This window comes from Agrobacterium sp. GW821-FHT02D03 (assembly GCF_059421725.1).
Genome location: NZ_JBWKVN010000001.1, coordinates 720,411 through 734,315, shown reverse-complemented (window position 1 = coordinate 734,315; position 13,905 = coordinate 720,411). Strand labels below are relative to the sequence as shown.

At 59.5% G+C, this 13,905-nt stretch carries 14 protein-coding genes; all 14 read right to left on the bottom strand.

Features of this window, described 5'->3' with window-relative positions; translation table 11 throughout:
- Positions 1 to 18: 18 nt before the first annotated feature.
- Positions 19 to 540, bottom strand: coding sequence for a virion core protein, T7 gp14 family (locus AC07U5_RS03320; RefSeq protein WP_494722293.1), 522 nt, complete (start codon positions 538 to 540; stop codon positions 19 to 21).
- A 3-nt stretch (positions 541 to 543) separates the two neighbouring features.
- Positions 544 to 1,002: a hypothetical protein gene (locus AC07U5_RS03315; RefSeq protein ID WP_112358585.1), complete on the bottom strand. Its 459-nt coding sequence runs from the start codon at positions 1,000 to 1,002 to the stop codon at positions 544 to 546.
- A complete protein-coding gene (locus tag AC07U5_RS03310) occupies positions 999 to 3,614 on the bottom strand; it encodes a ubiquitin-activating E1 FCCH domain-containing protein (RefSeq protein ID WP_494722292.1) in 2,616 nt (871 codons plus the stop codon). Before AC07U5_RS03310 ends, AC07U5_RS03315 begins: the two co-directional genes overlap by 4 nt.
- Before the next feature lie 4 nt (positions 3,615 to 3,618).
- Positions 3,619 to 4,200 carry a phage connector family protein gene (locus tag AC07U5_RS03305; RefSeq protein ID WP_113225154.1) on the bottom strand — a complete coding sequence of 194 codons (582 nt, stop codon included), beginning with the start codon at positions 4,198 to 4,200 and terminating at the stop codon, positions 3,619 to 3,621.
- A 154-nt stretch (positions 4,201 to 4,354) separates the two neighbouring features.
- On the bottom strand, positions 4,355 to 4,804 hold the full coding sequence (locus tag AC07U5_RS03300) for a hypothetical protein (protein ID WP_494722291.1): 450 nt from the start codon (positions 4,802 to 4,804) through the stop codon (positions 4,355 to 4,357).
- Positions 4,797 to 5,240, bottom strand: a complete 444-nt coding sequence (locus AC07U5_RS03295) for a Bbp16 family capsid cement protein (protein ID WP_494722290.1) — start codon at positions 5,238 to 5,240, stop codon at positions 4,797 to 4,799. The genes AC07U5_RS03300 and AC07U5_RS03295 overlap by 8 nt, the downstream gene beginning before the upstream one ends.
- 26 nt (positions 5,241 to 5,266) lie before the next feature.
- Positions 5,267 to 6,262 carry a major capsid protein gene (locus AC07U5_RS03290; RefSeq protein ID WP_062439585.1) on the bottom strand — a complete coding sequence of 332 codons (996 nt, stop codon included), beginning with the start codon at positions 6,260 to 6,262 and terminating at the stop codon, positions 5,267 to 5,269.
- 3 nt (positions 6,263 to 6,265) lie between these two features.
- A complete protein-coding gene (locus AC07U5_RS03285) occupies positions 6,266 to 6,976 on the bottom strand; it encodes a hypothetical protein (RefSeq protein WP_494722289.1) in 711 nt (236 codons plus the stop codon).
- Entirely contained in the window at positions 6,954 to 7,250 is a 297-nt protein-coding gene (locus tag AC07U5_RS03280; RefSeq protein WP_062439578.1) for a hypothetical protein, read from the bottom strand. The genes AC07U5_RS03285 and AC07U5_RS03280 overlap by 23 nt, the downstream gene beginning before the upstream one ends.
- Positions 7,247 to 8,962 carry a portal protein gene (locus AC07U5_RS03275; RefSeq protein WP_494722288.1) on the bottom strand — a complete coding sequence of 572 codons (1,716 nt, stop codon included), beginning with the start codon at positions 8,960 to 8,962 and terminating at the stop codon, positions 7,247 to 7,249. Before AC07U5_RS03275 ends, AC07U5_RS03280 begins: the two co-directional genes overlap by 4 nt.
- A gap of 1 nt (position 8,963) precedes the next feature.
- Positions 8,964 to 9,179, bottom strand: coding sequence for a hypothetical protein (locus AC07U5_RS03270; protein ID WP_296086045.1), 216 nt, complete (start codon positions 9,177 to 9,179; stop codon positions 8,964 to 8,966).
- 205 nt (positions 9,180 to 9,384) lie between these two features.
- A complete protein-coding gene (locus AC07U5_RS03265) occupies positions 9,385 to 10,896 on the bottom strand; it encodes a terminase (RefSeq protein WP_494722287.1) in 1,512 nt (503 codons plus the stop codon).
- Positions 10,897 to 11,426: 530 nt separating this feature from the next.
- Positions 11,427 to 11,972, bottom strand: coding sequence for a terminase small subunit (locus AC07U5_RS03260; RefSeq protein ID WP_494722286.1), 546 nt, complete (start codon positions 11,970 to 11,972; stop codon positions 11,427 to 11,429).
- A 576-nt stretch (positions 11,973 to 12,548) separates the two neighbouring features.
- Positions 12,549 to 13,685, bottom strand: coding sequence for a Fic family protein (locus tag AC07U5_RS03255; RefSeq protein ID WP_494722285.1), 1,137 nt, complete (start codon positions 13,683 to 13,685; stop codon positions 12,549 to 12,551).
- Between the last annotated feature and the right edge of the window lie 220 nt (positions 13,686 to 13,905).

The window sequence follows — 13,905 nt, the reverse complement described above, 5'->3', positions numbered from 1 at the left end:
CCGACCAACAATGGGCGCTCATCCCGTCCCCGGTTTCGGCTTGAACAATGGACTATCGCCAAACGTCTTGCTCGCTCCGGTCAGCAGCGTGCCAATCGCTTTCAGGTTGCCGCCCTTGCGGGTGTTCTTGGCATTCGCCCGCGCCAGGCTCGCCTCCGCCCGGCCATTGGCCGCCGCCACGGCGAAGTCATAGGCCTCGTTTGCGGCGTTGCGGCGAATGGTCAGCGCGTCGATCTCACCAAGCGTTGCGGTATCGACCAACAGATCAAGCGGAGAGCCGAATGTCAGGTCCACGCCATTGGCGGCCATCGCTGCCCTTTGCTGGCCGGTAATTTGCGCCGTCTCCTGGCGCTTCTTCTGCTCTTCCAGCTTACCGCGGTCCAGCGCGTCTCGCGCCCGCCTCTCGGAAAGCCGCACATTCATGTCCGTGACTTTCGCGTTATATTCGGATGCGGCGGCACTTGCCTCCGCCTCCTGTTTTGCGCCGGCCGCACCAATCACGGTCGAGGCGGCGCCAAGGATCAGACCAAAATCACACATGCCTCAAGCCTTCATCTCAAAAATACGAAAAGGGCGCTGCTCATAGCCAAAAGGCTGCGGATCGGAGAGCGTGAAGCCCAGCCATTGCAGCCACCGTTTGGAAACCACATTCCGGTCATCGACCACATTCTGCAGCAGCGTGTAGCGCTGCCGCATCTCGGCCACCCAGTGGAGAGAGCCTCGCAGAAAATCGCGCGCATGCCGCTCCAGCGCATCGGTCCCCAGCAGCCACGGCGCACCGGTCCGGGTCAGAATATTCGTCGTGCCGCAGCCGAACATCAGCTCCGGCACATCGTCGAACAACACGGTATGGGCAAAGTCGGACCGCTCCAGCGAGTGCAAAAGCGCAGAGGCCGGTCCGCGTCCCACGGCGGCGAACACCTCCTCGCGGTCGGCCTCACGCATCCGCGGCGCAATCACATCCACATGGTCGATGCTGGCCTCGATCACCCGAACCGTCACGCTGCCACCCTGAGATCCGGCATGATGGCCAGAACCGTCATCGGCAGCGGATCGAACTGCTTGATGATCATCGTCCCACCCTTCGTCCAGTCTGCCGTCGGCGTCAGTTCCACATCGCCAGTCGCAAGGCGGATCGCCTCGCTCCAGTTCTCGAACTCACGCTGCTTCAGCTCCACCAGCGCATCCTCGGCAGGCCCGGCCCAGATGCCGCGGGTCTTTTCCACCCTGAGCGTGATATTGGCGATCGCCTTGTTCCTCGCCTGCACCGTGCCAAGCTCACCCACATTGCCAAGATCGACATCGAGCGTCCTCAGCTCCGCCTCGTAAGGCAGGCCGACATGCACCTTGGAAGCCGCAATCGGCAGCGTCACCGTGCCATTCGTCACCACCAGATCGCGCACCACATTGCCATCCGCCAGCGCCACCAGCACCTTGCCCTCCAGGTGGTGAAGCCCGCGCATCGTCTTCGTCGGCGCGCCCTCATAGGAAAGCCCGCTATCGACGAAGAACGCATCTTCGGACATCGCAAAGAGGCGCGAATGCATGCGCTCGATGTAACGCTGCGACTTGCCATCCACCGTGCGGCGAATGACGAAATAGACCGCGTCCTCGTCGCCCTCGGCCACCACATTCACCGCCTCGAACTGACCATCCGTCTCATGCCGCGTCCAGGCCCACACCTCATGCTCACGCATATAGGTCAGGCTCACGCATTGCCCATTGTCCAGCACCACCCAGACGATCGAATAGGGCGACTGCGCAAAAGCCCAGGACACAACCTGCCGGCCTTCAAACAGATGGCGCGACATGATCGTCAGATCCTGGCCAGTAAAATTGTCGTTGGAAAATTCATAGGAATAGTCGCGAATAACCCCGCCCCGCGCCAGCGCAAACAGCATCACGTCGCCGACCGCAATCGGCTGCAACCAGGATGAGCCACGGTTGCTCTGCTTCTTCACCACCATATTGGTCGGCGTCATGATCTCTTCACCGCTGCCGGCCACGTTGAACTCGTTCGCCGTGGTGAAGACCGCCATGCCGCGAGACTCGCTGATCGCGCGGATCTGGTTCTTCTCCTTGGAACGGATGCGCAAGGTGATGGCGTCGCTTGCCTTTACCGGCGAGGCCGCGCCGAAATTCTCATAATTGGCAGATTGCCCGAGCCAAAGCCCCGCCGGCACATTCGCCGTGCCGCCCATGGCAAGCCGCTGTTCGTAGAAATTCACGCAAGCCGGATAATTGCCGGCACTGTCAAACGGGTTGTATCCCTCCTGCGGGCCGCTCGCCAGATCCGGCGTGATGTTCTCGTCGGTAAAGCTCGTCGTCTCGGTCTTGCCCACATAGCCATAGCGGCCATTGTCCAGCCGGTAGACCACATAGCTTCCTGCCCCAGGCGTCGCTGTCCAGAACAGCACATTGCGGTTGCCGCGATAAACCATGTCGTTGCGCAGCGTCGCAGGCTCGGATGGCAGGCTTTCTTCCCCTGTCTCATCGGAGATGGCCGCCACCACATATTTCATTTCCTTGCCGTAGACGATCGTACCCGTCACGCCCGTCGGCACCGGCGGCGCGCCCGTTGCAGAAGCTGAGGGGATGGCCGTTCCATCGCCCTGATACTGCGTCTGGTCGATCTCGATTTCCGCAAGCGGCGTTTCGGCCAGAATGCCGGTACTCGCGTCAGAGCGGTAGATGCGATAGAGGGCAGCGCCGGTAGAGGCGTTCCAGGTCAGCCGTACCCGGCGCCCGTCCTCATTCTCATATTGAACCCCGACGGTGACGCCGGCAGACGCCGCACTTTCCGCGCCCGATGCACCGACTGCCGACACGCGGTAGCCGATATTGGCAACCGAGCCGGTCTTGCGCTTGAAGTACACGGTCCCCTTCACCCCCGTCGGCTTGGCAATCTGTGGCACGAAGGTCAGCGGCGAAAACAGCCAGTTGGCATCGCCGAGCCTGGAGAGCTTCATCGGCGGATGTGTCTGATGCGTCAGATACATCACATCATTTTCCTGGGCAAAGACCACGCGCCGCAACTCGTCCGCCGTATAGGGCGAGGCAATCTCGTAGACGCGCCGCGCCGTACCGCCACCCGCATAGGCCGGCATGCCAAGCGTGGAGAGAGCGACACCCAGCAGGTCCTCCAACTGATACGTATTGGCCGTCACATTGCGGATAATGAAATTGCGATTGTTCAGCTCACTCATGCCGGCAACGCCGGACAGGAACACCTCGTCGCCATTCGCAAAGCCATGCGCTGCGGATGTCACCACGCCATTTGCGGCAATGGAAATACCGGTGATCGTCTTTGCCGCCTCCAGCACCGGGCTCCCGGCACGATAGACACGCATCTTCAGATGGGAGAATTCCAGATTATAGGTCTGGTCCGTCTCCGCATCGAAAATGAAGGGGAGCAGAATGGCAAAGCCCGAACCCCGCGTCCGGCCGATAAATTCAAGACCGCTGCGGTTGGACGCTCCGCCATGAGGGTGAATGAAAATGTTCTTCGCCACCTTGAGACCGGACCGATATTTATCCACATCGACCCGGGCCCACAGCGCCGGGCTCAACTCGCCGGAGGTAAAGGCCGGCTGCATCACGCGCAGAATCGCCATCGCCTTAACCCCGTGCCGTCATCAGCGTGGAACTGTCGGTCCAGCTCGATCGATTTTCATCCGCATCCGCCTCCTTCGCCGCCTCGAAAGACGAAGCCGCAATCTGGTAGGCATCCTTGCGGGTGGACTGGTCGGATGTCAGCGGAATGGCGATCTTGGCCGACAGCGCCCAGCTCAACGCCTCTTCGAAAAGCGGCGGATAACGCGCGGGATCGTCGAACTGCCGCACGAATTCCAGCTTCGCCGGAGACTGATCGCAAAAGATCAGCCCTTCGGTTGCATGATAGGCGACGTCATCGCTATCGCCTGGCAAAAGCACGGCCGGCACGATGCGTAGCGGCTTCAGACAATTCTGCGGCCGCGCATAGGCGTGGCGCCAGCGCTCAGGGCGCGGATTGGCCACCTCCGCCAGATCGACCATGGTCTTGGCAAATTCCCATTCATAGGATTGCAGCAACCGGTCGCGCGTCAGCGCATAGTGGAGCTTGCAGGTGCGCGCCTCGGTCGATGGCTCGTCTATGTCGGAAATGGTCTTCTTGCCGATATTGGACAGCGCAATGTTGCAGATGCTGGTAACGGATGACATTCGCTTCTCCAAAATAGAAAACCCGGCTCTGGATTGAGCCGGGTTCAGGATGCGGTATGCAGCATTCACTTTGGGTCATCCTCGGGCTTGACCCGAGGACCCATCTTTCAATGGGCTTATGGAGGCAGGCCAGTCCTTCAACTGACCGCGACCATCACCCCTGGCTCACCTTGTCCTCAAGTGCGGCAATAATCTCCGCCTTGGTCGAAGGCGTCGCCTCGCCCAGAAGCTTGCGCGCCGCCGCCTTGAAGGTCATGAACTCGACGCCCGGATCGCTCGCCATCTTCACCACATCCGCCGCGGTCTTCTCGGCAGAAGCAACGGGCGCATTGCGCATCAGCCGCTCGATCTCGGCGTTCTTTTCGGCAATCTCGACGCGCAGAGCTTCGATCTCCACATTGTCGACACGGGACGTCTCGGTCCCATGGCGCTGTGCTTCCGCCCGTTTGCGGGCCGCCGCCTGACGCGCCAGCGCTTCTTCCGGCGAAATCTCGGTCATCCAGAAGGCGGAGAAATGGTTCTCGGTCGCAATCTCGAAAACCTCGCCCTCTTCGCGAAAATGCCCGTAGACACCGGCCCGGGTCGCCATCACGGTCTTAGTCATAATTATTGTCCTCCGAGGCGGCCACCACACCGGCGGTGATCCTGCCCGCCGTCAGCGGACCGGTGGCGACCGTGTAGGCAAGACGGGCAAAGCGCTCGTCGGCACCGCGCGGAAAGAACTCCAGCGGAAACACATAGCCTGCCACGAGGGCCGCCTTGGGGATCGCGCCGGAGGTCCAGGCCACACGCGGCGAGGAGAACGCCTCATTGTCGTCGGTCTGCAGATCGACGGTCAGCGTCGCCGCACCGGCAGCAAGCGCCGTCTCCACCATCTGCAGGCGAAGATCGACCTTCTTGCCGCGGCCAAGATCCTTGCGGATCGCGGCAGCTGCACCCACGGGTTTGCCCGATGCGCCGAAGTCGATGACATTGGTGGATACGGTCGAGGCGGTAATCGCCTGCCCATCCGAGAAGAGATTCTGTGCGTCAAAAATCATGGAGTGTCACCTGTTCCAGACCGTCCTCAGACGATCTGCCCTTCTGTTTCGAGAATATTGTCGTCGCGGCGGATCGGATGCCCAAGGAAGGAGACGATCGGCTTGCCCTGGCTCTGGTCGAGCGTCAGGTTCACATTGGTGCGGTTCATTGCCTGCTTGTGCAGGAAGGTCTGCACCGTCTTGCTGGCATAGATCACCGTCTTGCCGTTCGGCTGGTTCGGGTTCTGCAGCGCGTAATAGCCGTCGATCATCAGGTTGATGAGATCGGCACCGCCGGCCGTCGGGTTGGCGCGCAGATCGGAAATATCGATATTGGCAATACGCGCCACACCGCGCCAGTCGCGCACCGAAAGGCCGATATCCTGCTGGAACTTCTCGCGGTACACATCGTAGAGAGAGCCGTCCGGCAGTTCCTTGGTGGTCTTGCCCTTGTCCTCGCGCTGCAGACCGGCCTTCGATCCTTCCGGATAAAGCAGGTGAACGGAATCCTCACCCCAGGTCACGAACCAGATGGAGGTGTTGTCCGAGCCCGTGCCGCCGGCATCGACGATCTGGCGGCCATTGGCGGCGGATTTGGAATTGAAGCGGGCATGCAGGCCGGTAAAACGCTCCGGGTTCACGTCGATATCGCCGTAATAGACGGTGGAGCCCAGCATGTTCGCCATGCCCGCAATATGGGCCTTGGCTTCATTGAGCCGGAAGCGCGCCGGGTTCTTTGCGATTTCGACCAGCTTGGCGTCGACCTCCGACCAGTCTTCCAGCATGCCGGTCGCGTCCTTCACCTGCGCCGTCGTGCCCTTGGTCGGCAGAACGCCCTTGTAGAGCTTGCGCCAGGTGGGAACGGGAAGGCCGGTGCGCACCGTCGTCAGATGTGACGAGCCCATGTTGCATTCGAAGATCGGCGCGTCTTCATACATCGCGTTGAACTGCACCAGCATGTCGATGATGGTGGAAATGTCGTCGCCCCAGCCCTGCTTCTTCAGGTCGGAAAGGGTGGGATACATATTGCCGATAGTGGCCATGTGTTAACCTCGTGTCGTTGATGTTGTCGCTCCATACATCGCCTGTTCGGGCGAGGTCGGAGGGGCTGCTGCGGTTTCCGACGATGCGGGCTTGTCATCACTGAGAGCGTTGCCGACACGGGCCAATAGCCGGAAAAGTCCGGGATGGTTGCCAATCCCGATTTCGACGAGATCGCGGCGGAGAGCATCGTCTCCGAACGTCGCGATCACGCGGTTTGCGTTGTTGAGGCTGGTCGAAAGATTGTCGCCGCCAAAGTCCCGGTCGGCGCGGATTTCCTGCTGCCAGTCGGAGGTAATCTTCTGGTGGCGCTCGCTCAGCGCGTCATATTCAAGCTTGCGCTGCTCGGCGATCACGCCGGCCAGACGGCTCGCCTGGCCATTCGTCAGGCCAAGCTCCTTCATCACCGGAGAGGCGCGGTCCAGCAGCGCCCGGTCGAGTTCAATGCCGCCATCGAGCTTGATGTCGTATTGACCATTTTCAGGCACCAGATCGGCGGCATCGCCCGGCTCGGGAGACAGGTTGTCACCCTCCCCTTCGCCACCCTCTCGCCCGGCCCCATTCTGGCCGGCAGAAAGCTTCTCGGCCGCCCCGTTCAGAAGCGGCGCATCGTCATTGGCGTTGGCATTGTCATTGCCGCCATGATTCGGGGCAGCGCCCCAATCGGTATGGCCTTCCGGCGCAAAGGTGGCGCTATTCATCCACTGTCTCAGCATGCTCTTCCCTCTTGCGCTTTTCCGCGCGTCTGTGGGCCTCGATCATCATCTCGGCATAGGCGGTGGGTTTGATCTGGTTCAGCTGGTCGATGATGGTGACGCCGATGATCCGGCGACCGATGTGAATGCCGGTCTCGCCATTCACCACATGCGGTGCGCCATAGACGTTGCACTGGCAAAGCACCCACCAGAGAAATTCGCGCGCACGCGGCTCCGCCAGCACGAACTCGGTTGCGAGATCGAGCGCCTGTTCCTGCATTGTTTTGGCTGTCATCCGGCAATTCCAAGCTTGCGCAGCAGTTCCACCGGCCCGCCATGATCGTCGGTGGCGGAAAGCGCCTGTGCCGCCTGCGCACCATCGCGCAATGCAGGCGCCAGCTTGGCGGCGGCTTCCGTCGCCTGCGCCGCCTGTTGCTGTTGCACCCGCTCGTCGCGGATCGCCTTCACCTTGTCATCGGAACGCACGATGGTGGACACCACACCGATCGCATCGCCATATTCGTCGATCGCCTGGTCGACATCGAGCTTGTCCACCGCGTCAGGTCGCGCACCGGCAAGATTGCCGACGAAACTCACCATGCGCTCGATAGAGCCGGTCGAAACCGCAAGCTGCGCCTGGTAGAGCGTCGAGATATTGTCGACATTCAGTTCCTCGCCCTGCAGATCCTGCGGCGCGTCCGGCAGCTCGTCGTCGTCGTCCAGCTGGTAGAACACCCAGTCGGCCAAGGGCTGGATCAGTTCGTGATGCTGTCGCTCCACCGTCGGTCCCAGCTGCTGAAGCTGCTCTTCCTTGCGCTGCGTCAACTCGAACTGGTTGCGCGGCTGTACGCCCTCCATCGTGCTGATCGCCATGAAGAGATCGGCATAAAAGGCGCGGTCCACCCGGCGCTTGGCCTCATCGATATCGGCGGCCAGATCGCCGAGCGGCACATTCACCTCGAAGGCACGGCGATAGGCCGCAGTCCCGACACTCTGCTCGTCGACGAAAGTCACGGTACCAGGCAGCGAGGAATTGCGCTTGTTGCGAAGCGAGGTCGGCGCCACCAGTGGTGGGCGCACCTGGTGTTCGATGCCCATGCCCTTCCAGCGCTGTTCGGTCTGCAGCATCTTCACATCCGGCAGCGCATCCATGCCGGGGCATGTGGCGGCATAGACATCTTCGCCCACCACATCCCAACGCGGCGCAATCAGCGGATTGCGGTCGAAGCCGCTCACTTCCAGCATCTTGTCGCGGTCCTGGCCCGCTTCCCAATAGTTGGACATGAAGGGCTTGTTGGCCTTCGTCGGGCGGGCGGGATCGCGGGCGGAACGCGGCTCGATGGCGTTGAACACCTCCACCACCTCGTCGTAATTGCCCCGGTCCCACAGGTTCTTGATGGTGGAGGACACGTTCGACCAGTCCATATCGCGGGAATTGGGCTTTGCCACCCAGCGCCCGACGATCTGCTCCACCGTCATCCACACGCGGCGATAACAGGTATCGACCCGCATGCCATACTGGCTCTGCGCCAGCCAATATTGCCCGACCGGCGGCAAGATGCCGTGCAGGCGCCGCCCGGCGCGCGTCAGGATCAGGCAGAACTGCCCGAACAGAAGCTCGTCGCCATAACCGGAATGAAGACAATTATATATATTCGAGACCGCCAGCCGCTCGCGCGCCCGGCGTGTCGCCTCATAAAGATAATCTTTGACAGGGCCGAACTCGCGCAGATCCTTGTCGGTAATGCTGTAGCGCATCCAGGGCCGCGTGGGAGACGTCAGCCCCGCCTGCATGCCCGATTGCGCCACGCGATGGGCAAGCTTCGGCGAATTGTCGATGATCTTCTTGTTGCCGTTGATCCCCTTCGGGTCACGGGCATCCCCTTTGCGGTAGCGGCCAGGAACGATGAAATCGTTCAGCTCCTGCCACTGCGCCTCATAGGGGTTGCGCTCCTTCTGCAACGCCTTCAGGCGCCGCTCATGCCGTTCGCGGATCGTATCGGCCATATCAGCCTCCCAACAGGTTTTTCTTGCCGCTCGTATCCAGCGCGCCCACGCCCTGAACCCCGGTCAACATCGTGGACGTCGCCGCCCGCAACCGATCCCGCGTGCGGCGCCCGGCCCCATTCACCGTCTGGGCGTCCGGCTCGCGCTGCGCCGCATACTCGATCGGCAACTTCGGATCCTCCGGCTTCGCCACCTTGGGAGACTTGAAAACACACATCGCAAAACCTCGAATTGAAGACAGACAGAGCCAGCCCGCACCGCGGGTCGTTCGGCTTAAATTTCATGGAAACAATGAGTTGGGTGGAAGAACCCCCCTCTGCCCGGCAGGGCAGAGGGGGGTCAACGGCAGATCCAGAACGTTAAAGGGGTCGCCTTCATCATTCCTACCGCCGGACATCACAGCGCATCAGATGGCGCACACATCACCCAAACGGATTATACCCATCCCCACCATCACCATACCCGGTCTCCCGGCTATGATTATACCGCTCATCCCCCCGCCCCTTAGGCACGACAGGCCGGGCAAAGGTCAGTCCAAGCGCATCCGCACGGTTGGGAGAAGGAAGCCCCCGCGCCTTCATGTCTTCCTTGCTCTCGATCTGCAGCTTGCCATCCACACGGGCCACGAGCTCAGGGCCAATCAGGTCGTGATAGAGAATGTCGTCGCGCGCATCGAGCGCGCCGCCCTGTTTCAGCCAGTCGCGCATGCCCTTCCACATTTCGGCACGCTTGTTGAGACAGCCGCGGTCGATGCTCTTTTCGGCAAAGCTGACGAGCTGCCATGTGCGCCCCAGCGTCACGCCGGCGGAATAGATGCCGGTACCATGACCAAGGTCGATGAACACCGCATCGGCCTGCAATTCATCCTCGAAGCGCGCCACATGGTTTGCCACCAGAATGTCGTTGTCGTTCTTCGGCATGGTCATCAAAAGTCGGGCATAGAGCCCCTGGCGCAGATAGATCACCAGCTCGTCGTCACCCGTCCAGGCCGGATCGACGCCGATGATCTTCGGCGCGAAATCATATTGCTCCTTGCGCAGATGCACCTTCTGGGCAGCGTCCACATCCTCGGTGGAGATGAACTGCTTTGCCGATGTCGATGGAAACATGCCGCGCACTCGCACCTTGACGAAATCGCTGTCCTCGCCGTAGTCGCTGACCCATTCGGCAAGTTTCTTCTTGTTGGTACCGGGCACCGTGCGGCTGTCAATCTGCCGCCTGATCCAGCGCCGGCGATGCCGGCGGAAACACTCGCGAAACCGCCCGGTATTCTGCGTCGGATTACCAAAGACGATCCAGATGATGATGGTGTTTTCGTCGGTCAGCGCGCCTTCGGCCACTTCCCAGACACTGTCGGTAATCTTCGACGCCTCATCGAACATCAAGACGATGATGCGGTCCTTGTTGTGCAGACCGGCAAAAGCCTCGGTATTGTTGGCAGACCATGCCACGAAATCCAGCCGCCAGAGATCGGCATGTCCGCGGTCGCGAGACTTGATCGACATCGCCTGCGTCTCGAACCAGTGGCTGGTAATCGAGGAGCGGAACCACTTGCCCACTTCCGGCGATGTCTTGGTGCGCAGCTGCGTCTCGGTATTGGCGGTCACCACAATCTTGCAATCGGCAAAACACGACATGGCCCAATTGGCCATCATCCCCATCTGCGCCGATTTGCCGATCCCGTGGCCGCTCGCCACCGCAATCTGCAAAGGCTGGTAGCGGTTCTCGCTGTTCAGATGCTGTCGGATCTCGTCATTGATATCCGCCTGCCAGTCCCGCGGCCCCGCGATTCCGTCAAGCTCGCCCTGCCCCCAGTCCCAGGCAAACCGCGCCCAGGCCTGCGGATCATACTGAAACCGCGCCGCCGCCTCGATAATCTCTGCATCGAGATCGGCATCCACACGGCCCTTGCTCGCCTGCTTGGCATTGCCCATGAAACGTCTCCCGGCAAAGCCTGCAATGTCTCGTATTGAATGTCATAATCGGCGCGCATTCGCCCGATTGAAGCGGGTCGCGATCTTTCCGATCACACGGCGCGAATAATCTGCTGCAGCATCGCCTAGATTCAAAAAAGGCAAAGCGTCCTTTGTGCGTCCAATAGGACGCCCGGCGGTTTAGCTGGATACACAGTCATTCAGCCGGACACTCTGTCACTTATCACTTCCGCACGACGTTGCGATGAGGTCAAACCTCTCCTGCTCCGTCATCCTCGGGCTCGACCCGAGGATCCATGAGCCGCACTCTTAAGCGCGTGAAAAGATGGATCTTCGCCTCAAGAGCGAGGATGACTCCGAGAGGTTTTCCGCCTTCGACCAAAGGGCTGTCGTTCCAAGTTCCTACCTGGCGTCACGGCGCCAGAAAATCAGATGCATCACGTATCGAAGTCACACACGAAGCAGCTTGAAGTATACTCCCCGCCAACACCCCGACAGACCGGCGCCGTCAACCGCGACAACAAAACCCGTCACTCCAAAACCCGCGCCTTGGCCCGCGCCAACCGCTCGGCCAGCGACCCGCTGACCTCGACCTCGACCTTTTCCCGAAAGGCCTGCACATCGATATGCTTGCCGATCAGTTCCAGCCGCTTGATCCGGTCGCTGAGCTTCACCTGAGACACCCGCCCGATCGCCTCGCGGCTCTCGCCACGCCCTTCGAACAGCTCCTTGACCTCAACCGCTGCAACCAGTCCCTGCCGCCAGATCAACGGCCACTGATCGACCGGCTTCAGCCCGCCATTGTCATCATAAAGATCGGCAATATCCGCCAGCGCCTCTTCGGCCAGCCGCGAAAGCAACCAATCCGCATGGATCTGCGTGCGCTTCGAGCGCTGTTCTTTCGCCGTGTCGATCGCGTCTCTGACGGCCGTATTCCGCATGAGCTTCCACGCTATCTGGACGGGGTACGAACGGCTGTACCCTGCCCGCATCGCAGCCTGGGGAGCGTTGAGATCGACCAGATATTCCTCAACGAAGGCCTGTTGCCTCGCGCTTAGGGGCCGTGGTGATGTCATGGAAGGTCTCTCAGAGTGGGGGGTCGCATCGCTGCGTATCGAAGCGTGAATGTTGAGGCTGCGATGACTGATGCAGTCGCGGACAGCAGTAACGCCGGATCAACGGGTTGATGGAAATTAAGTGCGGGAGCACGAAGAACGCCGGTACAAAAACTGCGTATCGATGGCATTAGCCCAGAAACGCAAAAAGCGACCCGAAGGCCGCTCCCAAATACAATTCTTCGAATATGAAGACATGTCACTTATCGCTGTTTCGGGAAGAAAAGTCAAACGCTAAAATCCTCAAAACGCAAAAATCGTCTAAAGCCCTGAAACATATATTTTAAAATCCACTGATCCAAAGGACGATTTGTATATAGAATCCGCTTTGACGGCTGGTGCGACATTCATCGTCTGTGGCGACTGACATTTCGAGCATCCCGCCGTCCAGGCGTTCGGCATATCGATGATCAGAGCCGGAGATTTCGTGGCGGAATTGACGAGAAGAAGACAATCAACATGAGCGCCTATCCTCTCAGATTTTGACCTTTGCTATTGCTGCCTCTGCTAGCGGTAGCAAAGGTCAAAAGCAGACCATTAGTCACGAACGATCTGCAAAAGCGGCTCGAAACTGTAGAGCGCTGGCCGTCGACCGGCAGCAGGCTCAAGAGTCCGTATCAGCCCGCGTTCGGACAAGATTCGCGTGAACCGGTGAGCGGAGGGTCCAGGAATTCCGGATTTTTTTGTAAAAACGTTATTCCTGAAAACCGGACGCGAAAAAAGGAAGTCCAGAGCCGCTGTGCTCCACTGCGATGTCAGGAGTTGCGGAAACTCTTTTTTCAGCTCTTCGTAAAGGTCGCGAATCCGTTCGGCTGTTGCCAGGTTTTTTTGCGCCTGGGATTCCAGGGCTTCAAGAAAGAAAATGATCCACTCGGTCCAAGCCCCCGACTTGGACACGTCACGCATAAGATCGATATATTCATCGCGGCGATCTTCAAAATAGCTACTGATATAGAAGTGCGGCGCGGAGATCGCTCCGGCTTTCCAAAGCATGAGGGTGATCAACATCCGCCCAATTCTGCCATTGCCGTCCTTGAATGGATGCAGGGCTTCGAACTCTAGATGAGCGACTGCTGTCTTGATGAGAATCTGCCAGTCATCCGATTCGATGAATGCGAAAAGACGATCCATCCCGTCCTGAAGTTGTTCGGGTCGCATTGGCACGAAATGAACTTTTCGGCGCATTCGATCGGCGAGATAATTTTGCTCCGTCTTATACTCGCCGGGGGATAGATGCGCGCCGCGACCGAAACCAAGAAGAACGCGATGCGCGCTTTTTACAAGAAAGCCGGACAGTGGCGCTCCTTGCTCCATACTGCGCTGGGCGGCTGACAGGGCGCGAGTGTACAAAAAGACCTCAATCGCTTCATTACGATAGTGGCCACCCGTCTCGTCACCACTTTCCTCCTGATCGGCTTCATATCGCAACACTTCGTCGAGCGTACTGACCGTGCCTTCCATACGTGAAGACACAACGGCTTCTTGATTTCTCAAGGGCGCCAGCAGAATCTCGCTATTATGCATGCTCTTGAGCATTTGATCGTAGCGCGCCAGAGCAGCCGATGCCGATGCCACCGGCGTAATGAGTCTGCCAGCATCGATGTACCGCGGTGGAAACTGATCATAGTGATATTCGACCGCTTCAGAGAGGTCCAAGCCTGGGCGCAGCGCCATTGTGATGTCCGAGTTTCAGGATTTTTGACATACGAGCTACAATGTCATGCCTGATCACGAAGCCGTTGTCTATCAAGAATGGTTATTTTTGATAGACAACGCGGGTTGATGTACATCTGTATCACTCAAACCCATTTGATTTTCAAAATACCGGATTATTGATAGTCAAATCCTTTTGCGTATCACGCATGCGAGACAAACAGGTTTGTCTTTCAAAAAG